We start from the raw sequence: 18,795 nt of genomic DNA, 5'->3' as shown, positions 1-18,795 counted from the left end.
TAACTCCTTAATCCAGTCGATTTACTTCTGCTTTTCTTGCCGATGTTTTTTTCTACCGTGCCCGCCGATAGAAGGTTCTTCAAATTTGCCCCAACTACCGTATAACCGTACCTATTACGTTTATCCCCACTATAGGCGGAGGTGGGCAAATAGGGCTGGAACAAATCACATTGACCAGGCAAGCAGGTAACCGCAGCAGATATTCTATATTAAATGTAATCATTATTTATAAAGTATCAAGCGGACTGGTGATTTGCCCCAGGGCGTGGGACGTAATATGGGTGTAAATCTCGGTGGTTTTGCTGGAAGAGTGGCCTAGCAGCGTCTGGATATACCGCAGATCGGTGCCCTGCTCCAACAGGTGCGTGGCAAAGGAGTGCCGAAGCGTGTGCGGGGTGGCTTTGGTCTTGATTCCCGCTTTTTCCACGGCGGCCCTAAATACGTTCCTGATGCTCTCCACCGTGTACTGGCCGCCTAGCTGCCCCTCAAACAGCCATTCCTTCGGTCTGTACTCCTTATAATACGCCCGCAGGTTTTCCAGGAGCCGCTGGGAGAGCAGGGTGGTGCGGTCTTTCTTGCCCTTCCCTCCCCTGATCAGCAACAGGTTGCGGGCCGACTGCACATCCGTGATTCGCAGGTTGATCACCTCCCCAATCCGGAGGCCACCGGCGTAGAGCAGCTGCAGCAGACACCGGTGCTTCAGGTTGGGGGTGCTGGCCAGAAGAGAAGCCACCTCCTGCCGGCTCAGCACCAGGGGCAACTTCTCAGGTTTCTCCGGGCGTTCCACCTGGTTCAGCTGCACCTCGGTTCTGAGCAGCACCCGCTGGTAATAAAACTTCACCGCGTTGATACTCTGGTTCACCATTGAGCAGGAATACGTACCTGCCTGCACCATTTGCCGGTGGTACCGGTTCATCTCCTCCTGGTCAAACAGCTGAATGGCCTCCAGTCCTTTAGCCGCATACGTGTTCAGGAACCGCAACAGCAGGCTGTGGTAGGTTCGCATGGTGATCCTGCTGTAGTTGAGCAGCAACAGCTTCTCCAGGTACGGCAACGGGCAACTGATATAGGTGGGCCCCTTTTGGTAGACTTGCTCCCAGAGCAGGCGCAACAGGCGCAGGTCCTTGATCTGAAGCTCCTGACCAAGCCACACCCATGCCACCCCCTCCAGTTCCTTGGCCAGAGATTCAATAGAAGACACCTTGGCGGCGATCACCTGGGCTCTTACCTCTGCGTGCCAGCGAGCGGTCTTGCTTTCTTTTAACTTTGCGTAAATCAAGGGGTGAGGTTTAAAGATAAGCCGAATAACCATATCCCCCTCTCCAAGTGCCACAGCCTGCAGCTTGACCACCGGGAGCAGATCCGCTTTTTCCAGCGGCTGCCCGGTGGGGGTACCAGCGACCAGGGCCACTCCCCCTGCCGGCTTCAACCGAGCCGGTTTGTGCAGGTAACGGGTGTCTACCCGCGCCACCCCCTGCAGCTGCGTGTGCAGCATTTCTATGGCCTGCGCAGAATGGTGCATCACATAGCATTTGTACGTTTTGCTGAACTTCACCCAGCCTGCCTGCCTTAACCTTTTGGTGACCGCGGGGTTGGTTCCGTACCATAGCTTTATAAACCGCTTCCCCTCATGCGCCAGCGCATTCAGGTACACCGCCGCCTCCCTCGCAGCCCCAGAAAATTGACCAGCATGTCTCATGGCACTAATGTAAAGCAGCAGACAGGCCTAACCGTAAATTATACGTATATATCCGTAAGTAAACGGGTAAGGAATATGGTTACGGTTAGCATGGGAAACACCTCCAGAACATGCAGGCACTGCGGCTCCACCCTGGTGGGGAGGGCAGACAAGAAATACTGCTCAGACCAATGCCGGGCGCTGGCGGGCAATGCCCGAAAACTGGTGGAGAAAGGGCAGCGCTTCATGCGCGACATCAACACCAAACTCAAAAAAAACCGGGACCTCCTGCGCCTGGCCAGCCCAGAGGGCAAGACCACGCTCCGGCGGCAGGTGCTGGAGCTGAACGGCTTTGACTTTGGCTACTTCACGCACCTGTACCGCACCAAGCAGGGCAACACCTACTACTTCTGCTATGACTACGGCTACCTGCTCCTGCCAGAGGAGAAAATGCTCATAGTAAACTGGCAACCGTACATGAACCCTTAATCAGGAGCCAGCGGCTGTTTTAGACCTGTTTTTCTGAAAACAGCTCTAAAACAGAAGAGCCGCCTCTGGGGCAGAGGCGGCTCTTGGTGTAAGTTGGCACCAATTCTAGAACGGGGGCGCGTCATCAAAACTGGAGGGCGGAAAACCGCCTCCCCCGTCATTCATCTTGCTGCCCAGCCTAATGGTGTTGGGCGCTCCTCCGCCACCGGCAGGGGCGTCAAAGTCAGAGACCGGGAAACCGCTGCCGCCGTCAAAGCCCGGGCCACCGCCAAAGCCGTCTTCCAGATTCCCAAACTTGGTGTACTTGCCAATGAATTTCAGGGCCACGCTGCCCACCTCCCCGTTCCGGTGCTTGGCTATGATCACCTCGCCCACGCCCAGCGTGGGGTTACCCATCTCATCTTCGGTAATACCGTAATATTCCGGGCGGTACAAGAAGATAACCATGTCAGCGTCCTGCTCAATAGACCCAGATTCACGTAAGTCAGAAAGCATGGGTTTTTTGTCGCCGCCGCGGGTTTCTACGGCCCGGCTCAACTGCGAAAGCGCAATTACGGGCACGTTCAACTCTTTGGCCAGCTGCTTGAGTGCCCGCGAGATGGAGGCAATCTCCTGCTCCCGGTTCCCGCCGCCCTTGCTGCCTTCGGCGTTGCCGCTCATAAGCTGCAGGTAGTCAATGATCACCATCTGGATGTCATGCTGCGCTTTGAGGCGGCGGCATTTGGTGCGCAACTCCCTGATAGAAAGACCCGGCGTGTCATCAATAAAAATGGGGGCCTGGCTCAGGCGGGTGATCTTGTGGTTCAGCTGCGTCCACTCGTATTCGGCCAGGTTGCCCTTCTTGATTTTCTCAGAATCCAACTCGGCCTCGGCCGAAATCAGACGATTCACCAGCTGGATGGAAGACATCTCCAGCGAGAAGATAGCCACGCCCTTGCTAAAGTCTACGGCGGCGTTGCGCATGGCACTTACCACAAACGCCGTCTTACCCATCGCGGGACGCGCCGCCAGGATAATCAAGTCAGACGGCTGCCAGCCCGAGGTTACCCTATCCAAAGCCGTAAAGCCCGAGGGTACACCCGTCAAACCTTCCTTCTGGCTTTTCTTCGCCTCCAGTTCCTTGATGGCCTTGTGCATCAACGACTGCATGTCGTCAAAGTTCTTGCGTATGTTGCTCTCGCTCACCTCAAACAGCTTGGCCTCCGTGCTGTCCAGCAGTTCAAACACGTCAGTGGTGTCTTCAAAAGCACGGCCCAGCACTTCGCTGGAAATGGAAATGAGGTCACGTTTGATGGCCGCCTCGGTGATTACGCGCGCGTGGAACTCAATGTTGGCCGCCGAGTTCACCCGCGTGGTGAGCTGGGACACGTAATACGCCCCGCCCACAAACTCCAGTTCGCCCTGCTCGCGCAGCTCCTGGGTCACGGTGAGGATATCAATGGGCTCAGATTTATCAAACAGGCTCAGAATGGCCTTGAAAATGCGCTGGTGCGCGTCTTTGTAAAAACTTTGCGGTTTAAGCAGGTCAATGACCGTGGTGAGGGCGTCTTTCTCCAACATGAGCGCGCCCAACACCGCTTCCTCCAGCTCCAACGCCTGCGGCGGAAGCTTCCCTAACCCTTGAGGCACAGCCGGTTTGGGGTTCCAAGCCGCTTTGCCTCTGGTCGCTTTCAATTTCATCTCCTCCATAAGAGCAAATGTAAGCATGTATTGAAATCAGGTAATCCACAAAAGAAGGCTACCTTTCCACAATTTACAGGAAGGTCAGCCTGTGAAGGCTGGTTTGGCCGCTATGCGTTTTCGGCCTGTTTTTAGGAAAAGAGGCCTAAAACGGAATCACTTTTTATTGAGTCTTGTTTCTGCCCTCCTGCTCAAATTCTATTTGATTCTCTTTATCCCAGTCAGTGCGCTTTCTTCCCAGAACTTGGGTAAAGGTGGTATCCAGGAAATAGTAGTATTCCCGCTCCCGGCCGCGGTTTCCGTAATTAAACTTGTGCGTGATGCGGTAGGCGGGGGTTTTCTTATACTGGGTGCGGGTGAGGCCGTCAAAGCTGATGGAGGCATAACCAGCTTCGTCCAGGTTCCTGGCATTCCATTCCTGCACCAGGTTGCGGGCTTTGTCTTCATTGGAGAAACCGCCGCCGCAGCTTGCTAAGAATAAGGTCAGGATAAAACTCAGGAATGTATATTTTCTCATAGCAGAAGGTTACGTGTTGTTAGGGCAAGATAGCAAAACCAGCGGGATTAATTTCATGTAGCGTTGTGGCACTGACACGGCGCGTCTCTATGAAACAACACCACCTCACTATGGATCAGACCGAATGCCATTACAAGATTCATGGATGCAGGAACGGTTCCTGGAGAAGGAAGACCTATTTTGCTGCGTAGCGCCACGCGTTGTCAGAGCCACGACGCTACATTTCTAAAAGGCGTTTCTGGCCTGTTTTCCGGAAAACAGGCCGAAAACGGGAGTAATATTCCGGCATCCGCCGGCGGCGGAAAGAAAGTAATCCACAAATTTCTAGGCACATATCCACAAATCCGTTTGCGGCAAAGAGACGGCGCGTATGGTAAAATCATTACATTTGCTCTCTTTGAATTGCACTACATGAGTACAGCGGCGTATCAACACATTCACATGATTGCCATTGGGGGCAGCATTATGCATAACCTGGCCCTGGCATTGCACCGGAAAGGCCTGAAAGTGACCGGCTCTGACGATGAGATTTTTGAACCGGCCAAAGGCCGATTGGCTGCCGACGGGCTTCTGCCCGAAGCCGAGGGCTGGTTCCCCGAAAAACTCCACGCCCGCCCAGACGCCGTGATTGTGGGCATGCACGCCCGCGCCGACAACCCGGAACTCTTGTACGCCCAGGAGCACAACATCCCTATTTTCTCGTTCCCCGAGTTCATCTATGAGCAGAGCAAGAACAAACAGCGCATAGTGATTGCGGGCAGCCACGGCAAAACATCCATCACGTCTATTATTCTGCACGTGCTCCAGTACCACCACCGCCTGTTTGACTACGCCGTGGGTGCCCAGCTGGAGGGGTTTGACCTCATGGTGAAGCTCACTGAAGACGCGCCTATTATTGTTATTGAGGGCGATGAATACCTCTCCTCCCCTATTCAGCGGGTTCCCAAGATCCATCTATACCATCACCACATTGGCGTGATCAGCGGCATCAGCTGGGACCACATCAACGTGTTCCCCACTGAGGAGAACTACCGAGAGCAGTTCAAGATCTTTGTAGACATGACCCCCAAAGCCGGCACGCTCATCTATAACCAGGATGACGAGCAGGTGCTGGAGGTGTGCGTGCCCAACAACCCAGACGTGCACTACATTGGCTACACCATTCACGAGCACAAGATCAAGAAGAACGGCAAGACCGTGCTCAAGACCAAGAAAGACGACGTGGAGATACAGGTGTTTGGCGAGCACAACCTGCGCAACATCAGCGCGGCCAAAGAGGTCTGCAAACGCATTGGCATTAAAGGGCAAGCGTTCTATGAGGCGCTGGCCAGCTTTAAGGGTGCCGCCCGCCGTCTGGAGAAGATTGGTGAGAACGGGCACACGCTGGTGTACAAAGACTTCGCGCACGCGCCCTCCAAGTTGAAAGCCACCTCAGAGGCATTCAAGAAGCAGTACCCAGACCGCCAGCTCATTGCCTGTCTGGAGCTGCACACATTCAGCAGCCTCAACAAAGATTTTCTGCCGCAGTACCAGGGTACGTTCTTGGCCCCTGATGTAAAAATAGTGTACTTTAACCCCAAGACCCTGGAGCACAAGCGCATGCCGCCGCTGGATCCAGCTGATTTGAAAGCCGCCTTTGGTGATGACCAGATTCAGGTATACACAGACAACCAGGCGTTACAGGAGTATTTGCTGCGCCAGGACTGGAAAGACAAGAACCTGCTCATGATGACCTCCGGCACCTTTGGCGGGCTGGATCTGCAGGCGCTGGCCAACCAGATCACCAGCGCCTAATCAACTATTTTTGTCCCCTTTAAAGGGGGTAGGGAGATGATAAAGGCAGTTGAAGAACAATTTTCAATGATCAAATGAATGAAGCAGTTGATTCTCGTGAATAGATAACTCTGCATGAGGAACCATCTGCCTACCCCCTTCAAAGGGGGACTGAAATATCACAAATTGTAACGGAAAACCGTCAGGTCAAAAAGCATTGCCTATGAAATTACATTTACGCAAACCCATCGTCTTCTTTGACCTGGAAACCACCGGCGTGGACATCTGCAAAGACCGGATAGTGGAAATCAGTATGCTCAAGGTGATGCCCAACGGCGAGGAGATTCTCAAGACCCGGCGCATCAACCCCACCATTCCCATCCCTATTGAGTCCAGCATGATCCACAAGATCTATGACGATGACGTGGCCGACTGCCCCACGTTTGCCCAACTGGCCCGGTCACTGGATGATTTTCTGCGGGGCTGTGACCTGGGCGGGTTCAACCTGATTAAATTTGATATTCCGCTCTTGGCGGAAGAGTTTTTGCGCGCCAACATTGACTGGGACATTGAGAACCGCTCTATTGTAGACGTCTGCCGCATCTTCCACCAGATGGAGCAGCGCACCCTCTCAGCGGCCTACAAGTTCTACTGTGACAAAACCCTGGAGAACGCCCACTCTGCTGAGGCTGACACCATTGCCACCTATGAGATCCTGAAAAGCCAGGTGGCCTTCTATGAAAACGCCCCCCTGCCCGGTGCAGAGGACCAGACCGTTTTCCCGGTGAAGAATGACATACAGGCCCTGCACCAGTTCACCTTCCAGAAAACCGCAGATCTCAGTGGCCGCATTGTCTACAACGCAGACGGGGTTGAGGTTTTCAACTTCGGAAAGCACAAGAACGTGTCAGTGGTAGCCGTGCTCCAGAAGGAACCCAGCTACTATGACTGGATGATGAAAGGTGATTTCCCGCTCTACACCAAAAAAGTATTAACTCGCATCAAACTGCGTGGCGCCCTGCAGCAGACTTCTATGAAACAGTAGCTCATTTCGTTTCACGTATCAGGTAGCACGTATCAGGTAGCAAGACTTTTGATTTGCGTTTTCGGGCTATTTTCCTGAAAACAGGCCAAAAACAGAAAGACCGGGGTTAGTAGCTCTGGCCTTTTCTGTTTTTAGGCTACATGCTTACAAAACATTCTACCGCTAGCGCGAGCCTCCAGGCTCGTGCTTACTTGTGCCGGGGAGTCTCCAGACTCCCCTCGCGGCAACGCCGCGAAATGACGCATAGCAGATTCAATGCTGTATTCTGCTCGTGGTTACCGGCGAGTCTGGAGGCTCGCCGCACATCTTGTCACGAGTTATAAACTCGCGCCAGCATATTTTTTATTTCTGCAATCAGCCATTCTCAAAAGACTTCGCAGTGTCTCCAAGACCTGCGAGCGTCTGTGCCAACTGCCATAGCCACCGCTGCCCTCACCCTAGCCCTCTCCCCCCGGGAGAGGGAATACCGCTTTCCGTTTTCGGGCTGTTTTGGCCAAAACAGCCCGAAAACGGCAGCGCCTCCTTCGCAAATCTGCAAAGGAGGCGCCTAAAAAAATATTGCTACGTGCTACGTGATACTTACTACGTGATATGTGATACGTGCCACTACCTCGCTTTATCAGATTTAAGCAGCAACGCCATGAGCACCGCGCTAAAGAGCAACCATCTGGTTTTGGCTTTCATAGATTAACGGCCGGTGTAGTATTTCTGCGCCTCAGGCAGGTGTTTCTGAATATCTGCAATCCGGGTCTCGTTGCTGGGGTGGGTGCTCAACAGCTCTGGTTGGGAAGCCCCTCCGCTGGCGGCGGCCATGCGTTGCCAGAAGGTTACGGCGGTTTGCGGGTTGTAACCGGCCATGGCCATGAAGATCAAACCTAAACGGTCGGCCTCAGATTCCTGGGTGCGGCCCCATTTCAGGAGTACCCCTTGGGCACCAATCCCGTAGGCGGCGTTCACAATTTCAGAGGAGGCGCCCGGGTTCTGGCCCAGCACCGCTCCCAGGGTAGCCCCGCCGTACTCGGCCAGCAACTGCTGGCTGATGCGCTCGTTTGAGTGCTTGGCAATGGCATGGGCAATTTCATGGCCCATGACAACGGCTAACCCGCTTTCATCTTTGGTGATAGGGAGCAAGCCGGTATATACGGCCGTTTTACCGCCCGCCATGGCAAATGCGTTCTGCTGCTGGGCGTCTTCAATCAGGTTGAACTCCCATTGGTACCCCTCCAGCTGGGAAGAGGCGCCCTGCTGCTGCATGAACTGCTCTACCGCCCGCTGTATTTTCTGCCCCACCCGTTTTACCATTGCCGTTTGAGAGGCATTGTTAGACAGTCTGCTCTGTTTCAAGAGATCATTGTACGCCTGAAAGGACATGGTGATCACTTCCTGGTCACTCACCAGGGAAACCTGACGCCGCCCGGTAATGGGAACGGTTGAGCAGCCCAGCATCACCAAAAGAGTAAGCGTTAAGAACGCATTTTTAAACATATTCATCGTTTTAGATTGTTTAATGGTACATTTTTCCGGCTGGCACACCTTACGTCACCACCCCTGCCTTTGCAAATTCACCTCATATACGCAGAGAATGTGCCAAAGTGTTGGCCTATGTCCGCAACTGGGCCACAAATTTATTTTTTACTATATAGAATTCCATACCTAAACCATTTTTTCTGAGAAGGGCGCCCTTGGGGCAGGTAGTGCACATACCTAAATGCCGTATCTTTGGAAACAAAACCACCGCTATGAAAATACTTGCCATAGGAAGAAACTACGCTGAACATATTGCCGAACTAAAAAACGAAGTACCCGAGGAACCGGTGATTTTCTTCAAGCCAGACACGGCCGTACTGCGCCACAACGAGCCGTTTTACTACCCAGACTACAGCACAGACATTCACTATGAGGTGGAGCTGGTGCTGCGCATTGGCAAGGAAGGCAAGAACATCCAGCCCAAGTTTGCCGGCAACTACATTGACGGCCTGGGCATAGGCATTGACTTCACCGCCCGTGACCTGCAGACCAAGGCCAAAACCAAGGGCCTGCCCTGGACCCTGGCCAAAGGGTTTAACGGGTCTGCCCCGGTCTCAGACTTTCTGCCCATTGAAGACTTCCCCCAGTGGGACAACATCACTTTTGGGCTGAACCTGAACGGAGAACTGAAGCAAAAAGGAAATTCAGGGATGATGCTCCATGACTTTGGGGCAATTTTAGCGTATATGTCCCGGTTCATCACCCTCAAGAAAGGCGACCTCATCTTTACGGGAACCCCGGCGGGGGTGGGCCCCATTAAAATAGGAGACCGGCTGGAGGCGTTTATAGAAGACAAAACCTTATTGAATTTTGAAGTTAAGTAGAGTTCTCCCCTTCCTCATTTCGTGTATTTCCGCAGGAACCGCTGTCACAGCGCAAACGGCGCAGCAGACACCGCCCATTGCGCCGTTTGCAGCCAGCCCGTTCCAATTCCCCATTAAGCCCGGCACCCAGAACTTCCTGTCTGGGAGCATGGGCGAGATCAGGCCCAACCACTTTCACGGGGGCATAGACATCAAAACCGACATGAAGATTGGGCTGCCAGTCTATGCGGCGGCAGACGGGTATATTTCCAGAGCCCGCATCTCCAGTTACGGCTACGGCTGGCAGCTTTTTGTCACCCACCCCGGCGGACTGGTGACCACCTATGCCCACCTGAGCCAGTTCCCCCCGGCGCTGGCCCAGCACATGCTGCAGCTCCAGTACCAGAGAAAAGCCTTTGACGTAGAGGTGGACCTCACCGAAAGCCAGTTCCCGGTGAAGAAAGGGGATATCATTGCCTACTCCGGTAACACGGGCGGCTCTGGCGGCCCTCACCTGCACTTTGAGGTGCGGGATGCCCAGAACCAGCTGTTGAACCCGCTGCGGTACGGCTTCGCCGAAATAGTAGACAATGTGGCGCCCACCATCTACAACTTTGCCCTGGTGCCGCAGAGCATTGACGCCCGGGTGCAGGGCGAGTTTCAGCGGAAGGAATTCACGCCCGCCAAACAGGGCAACACCTACCTCCTCACTGACACCCTTTCTGCTGCCGGGCTACTGGGGCTGGAGATTCAGGCCATTGACCAGTACAACGGGGCCGCCAACAGAAACGGCGTTCAAGCCATGGAACTGCGCCTCAACGGTGAAACCATTTACCGCCACAACATAGATGGCGTGCCGTTTGAGAAGCAGCGCCAGGTGTCTAACCACATCAACTTCACGGCTTTAAAGCTAAACAACCGCGCTTACCAGCGCCTGTACGTAGCAGACGGCAACACGCTGCCTATTTATGAGGTAGACGCCAACCGCGGCAGGTTCAGGATTGAAGAAGGCAAAGTCTATGAGGTGGTGGCAGAACTGCAGGATTCCTACAAAAACGCCACCCAGCTTCGGTTCTTCCTGAAAGGGCAGAGTACCGCTTACCAGGTCCTGGAGGCTCCCAAGGTCACTACGCCTAAACTAAGTTACGAGGTCATGGAGAGCATCTTGAAAATCACGGCCGCAGACACCGCCAAACGGGACCTGGACCTGTACATTGGCAATTTCAGGTACGGCGTGGTGCCCAGTTATACCACCAGCGCGGGTTCTGTGTACCTCTATAACATGATTGGCGGTTTGCCAGATTCTGCCGCCCTTGGCGCCAAGAGTATCCAGTTCCCCTTTGACCACCTGATACCGCCGGGAACGGAGTTCCTGTACACCAACCGGTTCCTGGACATCACCTTCAGCCAGAACTCCTTGTATGACACGCTCTACCTGCAGACTGATCACAATGAGGCCCTGGACGTGTTCAGCATCAACAACCCGTTGACCACTTTATTCCAGCCGGCCAAGGTCACCATCCGCCCGGCCAAACTACCCGAAGACAGGAGCAAAGCCGCCGTGTACGGGCTGGGCTGGGGCAAATCAGCAGGTTTTCTGGGCGGCACCTGGAACGGCGATGCCATTACCTTCTACGCCCGTGACCTGGGCAAATTCAAGGTGATCAGTGACACCGTGGCGCCTACGGTGAAACTGGTGAAAAAGAACTCGGCAGAGATCAGTTTCAGGATCAGTGACAACCTTTCTGGCATCGCCTCCTGGAGCTGTGAGGTGAACGGGCAGTGGCTGCTGCTGAAATGGGAACACAAAAACGCCACCCTCACCTCTGAGAGATTAGATAAAACTGTACCTTTGGCGGGAGATGTGGTGCTGCGGGTAAAAGACGCCGTGGGCAATGAAGCCGTGTACCGCACCAAGATATGAGTTGTTCGTTGTTAGTTCTTAGTTGTTCGTGACACGAATAACTTCCCGGTTTCCTGTTTTGGGGCTGTTTTCAGAAAAACAGCCCCAAAACAGAAATCTCACCTTCAACTAAAAACGAATAACGATCAACAAACAACTAATAAAACCATGCTTGAAGTAGGCCAGGCCGCCCCAGATTTTGAAGCCAGAGACCAGGACGGGAATACCGTAAAGCTGAGTGACTTCAAAGGCAAAAAAGTAGTTCTGTACTTCTACCCCAAAGATGACACCCCCGGTTGTACCGCGCAGGCCTGTAGCCTCAGAGACAACTATGAGGCCCTGCTGGCCAAGGGATTTGTGGTGCTAGGTGTGAGTGTAGATGACGAGAAGAAACACCGCAAGTTTATTGACAAGTACAACCTGCCCTTCCCGCTCCTGGCTGATACTGAAAAAGACATAGTAGAAAAGTACGGCGTGTGGCAGGAGAAAAGCATGTACGGCCGCAAATACATGGGCACCCTGCGCTACACCTTTGTGGTAGATGAGGAAGGCAGGATCTCTGAGATTATCACCAAAGTTGACACCAAAAAGCACGCTGAACAGCTGCTGAAATAACCCTATGGCTGCCGCTCCCGTGAGAAGGCAGCCATTCCTGTTTTGGGCCTGTTTTCTCCAAAACAGCCCCAAAACAGAAACACACACTCCTCCATTTGTAAACCAGTCTAATCTTCAAACCAATAGAATGAACCCTTTCAACTACGACACTGAACAACTGCTGAATGTAGCGCACCAAGTGCGCCGTGACATTGTGCGCATGGTACACGCCGTGAACTCTGGCCACCCGGGCGGGTCACTGGGCTGCACCGAGTTTCTGGTGTCTCTGTACTTTAAGCAGATGACCCACACGCCCCAGCCTTTTAACATGGACGGCGTGGGCGAAGACCTGTTCTTCCTGTCTAACGGGCACATCTCCCCGGTGTTCTACAGCGTGCTGGCCCGCTCCGGCTATTTTGAGGTGAGCGAGCTGGCCACTTTCCGTAAGCTCAATTCCCGCCTGCAGGGTCACCCCACCACCCATGAGGGGTTGCCGGGCATCAGGGTTGCCTCTGGTTCCTTGGGCCAGGGCCCGTCGGTTGCCATTGGCGCAGCCCAGGTGAAAAAACTGAACGGAGATGACAGGCTGGTGTACGTGCTCACCGGCGACGGCGAGCTGGAGGAAGGCCAGGTATGGGAAGCCGCCATGTACGCCGCCCACCACAAAGTAGACAACGTGATCTGGACGGTAGACTACAACGGCCAGCAGATTGACGGTCCGGTAGACGCGGTGATGAGCCTGGGCAACCTGCGGGACAAGTTTGAGTCCTTCGGCTGGAAAGTGCTGCACACAGACAATGGCAATGATTTTGACCAACTGCTGCCCGTGCTGGAAGAGGCCAAAACCCTTACCGGCCAGGGCCAGCCTATCTGTATTCTCATGAATACCCAGATGGGCTTTGGCGTAGACTTCATGATGGGCTCCCACAAGTGGCACGGCGTGGCCCCTAATGATGCCCAGCTGCAAGAGGCGCTGTTGCAACTCAAAGAAACCCTCAACGACTATTAATCTATTGGGCTGGTGCCTGCGCACCAGCCTAACTTTCCACAGCATATGAATCTGGCGCACACGGTTGGTCTCTGGCTTCTCTGTCTCCTGCTATGGGGCACAGCCACTCCTGCCGCTGCCCAGAACAAACAACCGCCGCCCAAGAAGACGCGGTTGCTGTTTCTCCTGGACGCCTCCGGGAGCATGCTAGCCAAGTGGGAGGAAAGCCAGCGCTGGCAGGTGGCCAAGACCATGCTGGCCCGCATGGCAGACTCCCTTGATTCATATAAGAACCTGGAGATTGCCCTGCGCGTGTACGGCCACCAAAGCACCGTAGCCCAGAAGAACTGCAAAGACACCAAGCTGGAGGTACCGTTTGCGCCGCATAATTCTGAGAACGTCAAGAAGAAGCTGCAGCAGATTGTCCCCAAAGGCAACACGCCCCTCACCTACTCACTGGCCCAATCGGCCAATGATTTCCCGGAGGAGGAGAACACCCGCAACGTGATCATCATTATCACAGACGGGTTGGAGAGTTGCGGCGGTGACCCCTGCGCCACGTCGCTGGCCCTGCAGAAGAAAAGGGTGTTCCTGAAGCCCTTCATCATTGGGCTGGGGGATGACCCGGGCTACGCGCAGCAGTTTGGGTGCATGGGCCAATACTACAATGCCGCTGACATCAAAACATTTCAGCAGGTGCTGGACAACGTGGTGAGCATTGCCTTAAAGAAAACCACGGTGTCTGTAGAATTGACAGATGACGCCGGCCGGCCGGTGGAGACCAATGTGAACCTTACCTTCGTCAACAACGTGACAGGGCAGGCCGAATACAACTTTGTGCATTTCCTGGACAAGGCGGGCAAGCCCGATGTGCTGGACATTGACGCCCTGCTGAGCTATGACCTGGTGGTGAACACCCTGCCCGCGGTGGAGCTCAGAAATCTGAACATCAAGCCCGGGCAGCACAATATTTTCCGGGTGCGGGCGCCGCAGGGATATTTGTACCTCCGGCAAGACGCCCCCACCTCGTACGGGTCTATGCTGGCGCTGGTGCGGGAGAAAGGCAGCGCGGCCCTATTGCATACCCAGCGCTTCCCCAGCCAGCAGAAACTGCTGGCCGGCACCTATGAAGTGGAGCTGCTGACCATGCCGCGCATCAGGCAGACGGTGACCATTAAACCGGGACAGGCCACTACGGTACAGTTTGCCCCGCCGGGCGTGCTGAGTGTGGCGCAGGACCTGCAGGGCTTTGGGTCCCTGTACGTTCTGGAACAGGACGGCTCGCAGCGCTGGGTGCACACCCTGCCTGAGGGCAGTTCCAAAATAAGTTTACCTTTGCAGCCGGGCCGTTACCGGATCGTGTTCAGGATGAAAAGTGCCAGCGGCAGCCAGTTCACAGATGTGAAGGATTTTACCATTAAATCAAATTTGACTACTACTGTTAAACTCTTTAACTAACCATGAAGGATTTCCCTTATACTGAATCAAAAGATACCCGCTCTGGCTTTGGGGCCGGACTTCTGGAACTTGGCCGCACCAACCCTAACGTAGTTGCCCTTTGCGCTGACCTGGTGGGTTCTCTGAAAATGGGTGACTTTATCAAAGAAAACCCGGAGCGCTTCTTCCAGGTGGGCATTGCCGAAGCCAACATGATTGGCCTGGCGGCGGGTATGACCATTGGCGGGAAAATTCCGTTTACGGGCACCTTCGCCAACTTCTCCACGGGCCGGGTCTATGACCAGATCCGGCAGTCTGTGGCATATTCCGGTAAAAACGTGAAGATCTGCGCCTCCCATGCCGGTTTAACCCTGGGTGAAGACGGGGCCACGCATCAGATACTGGAAGACATTGGCATGATGAAAATGCTGCCGCACATGACCGTGATCAACCCATGTGACTTCAACCAGACCAAAGCCGCCACCATTGCCATAGCTGATCACCACGGCCCGGTGTACCTGCGCTTTGGGCGCCCGGTGGTGCCTAACTTCACCCCAGCTGACCAGAAATTTGAAATTGGCAAGGCCCTGATGCTGAACGAAGGCAAAGACGTGACCATTCTGGCCACCGGTCACCTGGTTTGGAAGGCCATTCTGGCGGGCAAGATGCTGGCAGAGCAAGGCATTGATGCCGAAATTATAAATATCCACACCATTAAACCTTTAGACGCTGAGGCCATCTTAGCATCTGTACGCAAGACTGGTTGTGTGGTCACCGCTGAAGAGCATAACTACCTGGGCGGCCTGGGTGAATCAGTTGCCCGGGTGCTGGCGCAGGAACTGCCCACCCCGCAGGAGTTTGTGGCGGTGCAAGACACCTTTGGCGAAAGCGGAACCCCTGAGCAGCTCATGGAGAAATATGGCCTCAATGAAGGCAGTATTGTGGAAGCCGTAAAGCGGGTAATGGCTAGAAAGAAATAAATGGTGCTCAGCACGCGTTAACAGAAATGTTACCCGGTGAAAGGCTGACCATTTACTTGGCAGCCTTTCTCTGTTTTACAAGTAGAGAAGAAGAGTTCCCGGAGTACTTTCCCCAAAACCTGGCACAGGCAGCCACCCCCCTTTTTCTGTTTTAGGCCTGTTTTTAAAAAATCAGGCCTAAAACAGAAAAAGGGCACCAGGGGTCACCCCTGCGTTTAAAACTAACAAACCTTAACGGTCATACTTTCTGTTGGAAGACAAGGATATTTTAGAAAAGTTCAGGAGGGCAGACTCCCGCAACTTAGCCTTTAACCAACTGGTGCGCAAGTACCAGCAGAAAGTCTATTGGCATGTGCGCAAGATGGTGATTGACCATGATGACGCAGATGACCTCACCCAGGAGGTGTTTGTGAAAGTATGGTCCCATCTGGAAAACTTCAGACAAGATGCCCAGCTGTACACCTGGATTTACCGTATTGCCACCAATGAATGCCTTAATTTCCTGAACGCGAAGAAAAAGAGATTCTTCCTCCCCCTGCATGACGTGGCCGCAGAACTGGCTGAGAAACTAGACACCTCAGATGATCTTTCTGGTGATGAGGTTCAGCTGAAACTCCAAAAAGCGCTTTTGCGTCTGCCAGACAAGCAGCGGCTGGTCTTCAACATGAAGTACTATGATGACATGAAATATGAGGAGATGTCAGAAATTCTGGGCACCTCAGTGGGGGCGTTAAAGGCATCATACCACATTGCGGTAAAAAAAATAGAAGATTATCTGAAGAACCATTAAACCATGGGGAATTCACGGCATCTAACAGGCAGATAGTTATGAAGGAAAATAAGTTTAATCTGGAAGACCTCCCCCGGCAGCACCCGTTCACGGTGCCTGAAGGCTACTTTGACAAGTTGCCTACGCAGGTTATGCAGCGGGTCTCCCCTGCTTTACCAGAGACGGTCACCCCTGTGGCGTGGTTCAGGCAGTTCCGGACCCTGACGGCAGGGGCCGTGATGGCGGTGGTGTTTCTCCTGGCCTTCTTTGTGCCCCAGTATTTTGACTTTACCACCGCTTCACCGGGGCAAAGTCTGGCGCAGGTGACAGATCAGGACATAACCCATTACCTGCTCACCAAAGTGGACCTGGAGACAGCCCAGCTGGCCGAAGTTGCCACGTTGAATCCGCCGCAGGCGCTGGAGTTTATAGAAGTCTCGCCAGAAGACGTGCCCGTAGATGCCGCCATGGAGGTGTTGCAGGACGAGAGTTTACCCCAATCTTACGAATAGCATGAAGTTAAAGAGTTGTATTTACGTGTTGGTGTTTCTGTTTTGGGGCACATTGGTGCAAGCACAGACCAGGAAAGACACAGATGACCGCAAGGACCGTCTGGAGAAGATAGAGAATGCCAAAATTGCTTTTATCACAGAGAAACTGAGCCTTACTCAGGAGCAGGCGCAGCGCTTTTGGCCACTGTACAATGAGTTAGACGCCAAGAAGCAGGATCTGCGTAAAAGGTCCCGCACGTTCAGGGAAGAGAGCCTGGCTTCGCTTACTGATGAGCAGATACGGGAAGGCCTGGAGAACCGGCTGGTGTACCGCCAACGGGAGCTGGACCTGGACAAGGAGTACATGGACCGCTACCTGCGGGTGATCTCGCCCAAGCAGCTGGCACTCCTGCACCGGTCAGAGCGGGAGTTCACCAAACTGCTGCTGGAGCGCCTGCAAACCGCTAAGAAATAAGTTACTAGCAGAACAAAGCAGAAAAGGGAGGCCGTGGCCTCCCTTTTCTGCTTTAGAGCTTGCTTGCATGTTGCTATTCCAGAAAAAAACGGGGAGAAAAGGGTTCTTCTATAGCGTCCTCACAACAGCATAAGGCAACGGCAAGGTCATTTTTTTGGAGGTACAATTGCTGCGCCTTTGGCTAGTACACACCTGTTTTAGGCCTGTTTTCAGAAAAACAGGCCTAAAACAGGTCTTCTCGCCGTCTGCCCCCATCTTCTCTGGCTGTCGGCGCTTCCTTTAAAAGGGAAAATCAAGGCAATGTACGTACCTTTGTACCACAAACTGATCTTACTGCCATGCTTTCTCCGCGCCAGCTCTTCTTACAACACCAGGCCCAAACCACTGATTTCCCGCTTTTGCTGGAGGTAGAGAAAGCCGAAGGGGTGTATATGTACGGCCCCAACAGGGAACGGTACCTTGACCTGATCTCGGGCATTGGCGTGAGCAATGTGGGGCACCGGCACCCCAAGGTCATCCAGGCCATACAACAACAGCTGGACAAGTACCTGCACCTCATGGTCTATGGGGAGATTGTACAGGCGCCTCCCGCCCAGCTGGCCCACGCGCTGGCGCAGACCCTGCCCGCCGGGTTAGACAATGTGTATTTTGTGTCCTCGGGGAGTGAGGCCGTAGAGGGTGCCTGTAAACTGGCCAAACGTTTTACCGGCCGTACTGAACTCATCGCTTTTGAGAACGCCTACCATGGCTCTACCCAGGGCTCGCTTTCACTCAACGGGTCAGAGAGTTTCAAACGGGCGTTCAGGCCCCTGCTGCCAGACGTTCGGCACATCAGACACAACCATGCGCCTGACTTAGAACTGATTACCACCCGCACGGCGGCTGTTATTCTGGAAACGGTTCAGGGCGAAGCCGGGGTACGGGTTCCCTCGCGGGCGTATCTGCAAAACCTGAGGCAGAGATGCTCAGAGACCGGTACCTTGCTAATTCTAGACGAAATCCAGAGCGGCTTTGGCCGAACCGGCACCTTCTGGGCGTTTGAGCAGTTTGGGGTTATTCCAGATATTCTCACCTGTGCCAAAGGCATGGGCGGCGGCATGCCCATAGGGGCGTTCATTTCCCGCCGGGAGATTATGCACTCGCTCAAGAATGACCCAATGCTGGGGCACATCACCACTTTTGGCGGACACCCGGTTTCCTGCGCCGCCTCCCTGGCCACCTTGCAGATCATTCAGGAAGAAGGGCTGCTGGCGCAGGTGGCAGAAAAGGCTGCACGCTTCCAACAGCGGTTAACCCACCCCGCCATCAAAGAATTCAGACACCTGGGGCTGATGATGGCGGTAGAGTTTGATTCTTTTGCTACTTTAAAGTCAGTGATTGACAGTGCCCTATTAAAAGGAGTCCTGACTGACTGGTTTCTGTTCTGTGACAACTCCATGAGAATAGCCCCACCGCTTACCATTACTATGGCAGAAATTGAGGAGGCCTGTGACCTGGTATTGGCAGCTATTCATGAGCAGGTGCACCCATAGGGAGCTTTATAGGCCATGACAGCCAATTAGTTAGAAACTAGACACTGAACAGGTCAACCTTTTGGGCGTACCTAGAGTACAAGACACGAATTGAAAAAGCACCTGGCCCCTTCA

At 53.8% G+C, this 18,795-nt stretch carries 17 protein-coding genes; 13 read left to right on the top strand and 4 right to left on the bottom strand.

Annotated elements, in window-relative coordinates; genetic code table 11:
• Nucleotides 1-226: 226 nt before the first annotated feature.
• Complete coding sequence (locus FHS90_RS21480) at nucleotides 227-1,699, bottom strand: tyrosine-type recombinase/integrase (RefSeq protein ID WP_220483132.1); 1,473 nt, start codon at nucleotides 1,697-1,699, stop codon at nucleotides 227-229.
• A 90-nt stretch (nucleotides 1,700-1,789) separates the two neighbouring features.
• Between FHS90_RS21480 and FHS90_RS21475 the strand changes: the two genes are divergently transcribed.
• Complete coding sequence (locus tag FHS90_RS21475; protein WP_066839448.1) at nucleotides 1,790-2,167, top strand: hypothetical protein; 378 nt, start codon at nucleotides 1,790-1,792, stop codon at nucleotides 2,165-2,167.
• Nucleotides 2,168-2,272: 105 nt separating this feature from the next.
• Here FHS90_RS21475 and dnaB read toward each other — a convergent pair whose 3' ends face one another.
• Nucleotides 2,273-3,847 carry a replicative DNA helicase gene (dnaB, locus tag FHS90_RS21470; RefSeq protein WP_066839452.1) on the bottom strand — a complete coding sequence of 525 codons (1,575 nt, stop codon included), beginning with the start codon at nucleotides 3,845-3,847 and terminating at the stop codon, nucleotides 2,273-2,275.
• 163 nt (nucleotides 3,848-4,010) lie between these two features.
• On the bottom strand, nucleotides 4,011-4,364 hold the full coding sequence (locus FHS90_RS21465) for a hypothetical protein (protein WP_182514512.1): 354 nt from the start codon (nucleotides 4,362-4,364) through the stop codon (nucleotides 4,011-4,013).
• A gap of 348 nt (nucleotides 4,365-4,712) precedes the next feature.
• Between FHS90_RS21465 and FHS90_RS21460 the strand changes: the two genes are divergently transcribed.
• Entirely contained in the window at nucleotides 4,713-6,158 is a 1,446-nt protein-coding gene (locus FHS90_RS21460; RefSeq protein WP_343049822.1) for a UDP-N-acetylmuramate--L-alanine ligase, read from the top strand.
• A 202-nt stretch (nucleotides 6,159-6,360) separates the two neighbouring features.
• Entirely contained in the window at nucleotides 6,361-7,182 is an 822-nt protein-coding gene (locus FHS90_RS21455; RefSeq protein ID WP_066839450.1) for a 3'-5' exonuclease, read from the top strand.
• A 687-nt stretch (nucleotides 7,183-7,869) separates the two neighbouring features.
• Here FHS90_RS21455 and FHS90_RS21450 read toward each other — a convergent pair.
• Nucleotides 7,870-8,673 carry a M48 family metallopeptidase gene (locus FHS90_RS21450; RefSeq protein WP_206598704.1) on the bottom strand — a complete coding sequence of 268 codons (804 nt, stop codon included), beginning with the start codon at nucleotides 8,671-8,673 and terminating at the stop codon, nucleotides 7,870-7,872.
• Between the two features lie 248 nt (nucleotides 8,674-8,921).
• Between FHS90_RS21450 and FHS90_RS21445 the strand changes: the two genes are divergently transcribed.
• The 10 genes from FHS90_RS21445 (at nucleotide 8,922) to FHS90_RS21400 (ending at nucleotide 18,681) form a co-directional block, all read left to right on the top strand.
• A complete protein-coding gene (locus tag FHS90_RS21445) occupies nucleotides 8,922-9,533 on the top strand; it encodes a fumarylacetoacetate hydrolase family protein (RefSeq protein WP_182514511.1) in 612 nt (203 codons plus the stop codon).
• Nucleotides 9,520-11,436: a M23 family metallopeptidase gene (locus FHS90_RS21440; protein WP_246387312.1), complete on the top strand. Its 1,917-nt coding sequence runs from the start codon at nucleotides 9,520-9,522 to the stop codon at nucleotides 11,434-11,436. Before FHS90_RS21445 ends, FHS90_RS21440 begins: the two co-directional genes overlap by 14 nt.
• A gap of 147 nt (nucleotides 11,437-11,583) precedes the next feature.
• A complete protein-coding gene (gene bcp, locus FHS90_RS21435) occupies nucleotides 11,584-12,030 on the top strand; it encodes a thioredoxin-dependent thiol peroxidase (RefSeq protein ID WP_182514510.1) in 447 nt (148 codons plus the stop codon).
• Between the two features lie 127 nt (nucleotides 12,031-12,157).
• Nucleotides 12,158-13,018, top strand: coding sequence for a transketolase (locus tag FHS90_RS21430; protein WP_182514509.1), 861 nt, complete (start codon nucleotides 12,158-12,160; stop codon nucleotides 13,016-13,018).
• Between the two features lie 45 nt (nucleotides 13,019-13,063).
• Entirely contained in the window at nucleotides 13,064-14,455 is a 1,392-nt protein-coding gene (locus FHS90_RS21425) for a vWA domain-containing protein (protein ID WP_182514508.1), read from the top strand.
• 2 nt (nucleotides 14,456-14,457) lie between these two features.
• Nucleotides 14,458-15,414: a transketolase family protein gene (locus tag FHS90_RS21420; RefSeq protein ID WP_182514507.1), complete on the top strand. Its 957-nt coding sequence runs from the start codon at nucleotides 14,458-14,460 to the stop codon at nucleotides 15,412-15,414.
• Between the two features lie 250 nt (nucleotides 15,415-15,664).
• Nucleotides 15,665-16,204 carry an RNA polymerase sigma factor gene (locus FHS90_RS21415; RefSeq protein WP_066837705.1) on the top strand — a complete coding sequence of 180 codons (540 nt, stop codon included), beginning with the start codon at nucleotides 15,665-15,667 and terminating at the stop codon, nucleotides 16,202-16,204.
• A 38-nt stretch (nucleotides 16,205-16,242) separates the two neighbouring features.
• On the top strand, nucleotides 16,243-16,695 hold the full coding sequence (locus tag FHS90_RS21410; RefSeq protein WP_066837702.1) for a hypothetical protein: 453 nt from the start codon (nucleotides 16,243-16,245) through the stop codon (nucleotides 16,693-16,695).
• 1 nt (nucleotide 16,696) lies between these two features.
• The gene (locus tag FHS90_RS21405) at nucleotides 16,697-17,149 is read left to right on the top strand and encodes a Spy/CpxP family protein refolding chaperone (protein ID WP_082893736.1); all 453 of its coding nucleotides are present in this window, start codon (nucleotides 16,697-16,699) and stop codon (nucleotides 17,147-17,149) included.
• A 338-nt stretch (nucleotides 17,150-17,487) separates the two neighbouring features.
• Nucleotides 17,488-18,681: an aspartate aminotransferase family protein gene (locus FHS90_RS21400; RefSeq protein WP_182514506.1), complete on the top strand. Its 1,194-nt coding sequence runs from the start codon at nucleotides 17,488-17,490 to the stop codon at nucleotides 18,679-18,681.
• Nucleotides 18,682-18,795 lie beyond the last annotated feature (114 nt).

The sequence above is a fragment of the Rufibacter ruber genome (assembly GCF_014138425.1).
GTDB lineage: Bacteria > Bacteroidota > Bacteroidia > Cytophagales > Hymenobacteraceae > Nibribacter > Nibribacter ruber_C.
This window is presented reverse-complemented; position numbering and strand designations above follow the sequence as displayed.

Excerpts from the sequence above, each read along its gene's own strand:
- FHS90_RS21400 (WP_182514506.1), top strand. The coding sequence starts at position 17,488 with ATGCTTTCTCCGCGCCAGCTCTTCTTACAACACCAGGCCCAAACCACT.
- FHS90_RS21445 (WP_182514511.1), top strand. The coding sequence starts at position 8,922 with ATGAAAATACTTGCCATAGGAAGAAACTACGCTGAACATATTGCCGAA.
- FHS90_RS21410 (WP_066837702.1), top strand. The coding sequence starts at position 16,243 with ATGAAGGAAAATAAGTTTAATCTGGAAGACCTCCCCCGGCAGCACCCG.
- FHS90_RS21420 (WP_182514507.1), top strand. The coding sequence starts at position 14,458 with ATGAAGGATTTCCCTTATACTGAATCAAAAGATACCCGCTCTGGCTTT.
- bcp (WP_182514510.1), top strand. The coding sequence starts at position 11,584 with ATGCTTGAAGTAGGCCAGGCCGCCCCAGATTTTGAAGCCAGAGACCAG.
- FHS90_RS21475 (WP_066839448.1), top strand. The coding sequence starts at position 1,790 with ATGGGAAACACCTCCAGAACATGCAGGCACTGCGGCTCCACCCTGGTG.
- FHS90_RS21425 (WP_182514508.1), top strand. The coding sequence starts at position 13,064 with ATGAATCTGGCGCACACGGTTGGTCTCTGGCTTCTCTGTCTCCTGCTA.
- FHS90_RS21480 (WP_220483132.1), bottom strand. The coding sequence starts at position 1,699 with ATGAGACATGCTGGTCAATTTTCTGGGGCTGCGAGGGAGGCGGCGGTG.
- FHS90_RS21450 (WP_206598704.1), bottom strand. The coding sequence starts at position 8,673 with ATGAATATGTTTAAAAATGCGTTCTTAACGCTTACTCTTTTGGTGATG.
- FHS90_RS21455 (WP_066839450.1), top strand. The coding sequence starts at position 6,361 with ATGAAATTACATTTACGCAAACCCATCGTCTTCTTTGACCTGGAAACC.
- dnaB (WP_066839452.1), bottom strand. The coding sequence starts at position 3,847 with ATGAAATTGAAAGCGACCAGAGGCAAAGCGGCTTGGAACCCCAAACCG.
- FHS90_RS21405 (WP_082893736.1), top strand. The coding sequence starts at position 16,697 with ATGAAGTTAAAGAGTTGTATTTACGTGTTGGTGTTTCTGTTTTGGGGC.
- FHS90_RS21430 (WP_182514509.1), top strand. The coding sequence starts at position 12,158 with ATGAACCCTTTCAACTACGACACTGAACAACTGCTGAATGTAGCGCAC.
- FHS90_RS21465 (WP_182514512.1), bottom strand. The coding sequence starts at position 4,364 with ATGAGAAAATATACATTCCTGAGTTTTATCCTGACCTTATTCTTAGCA.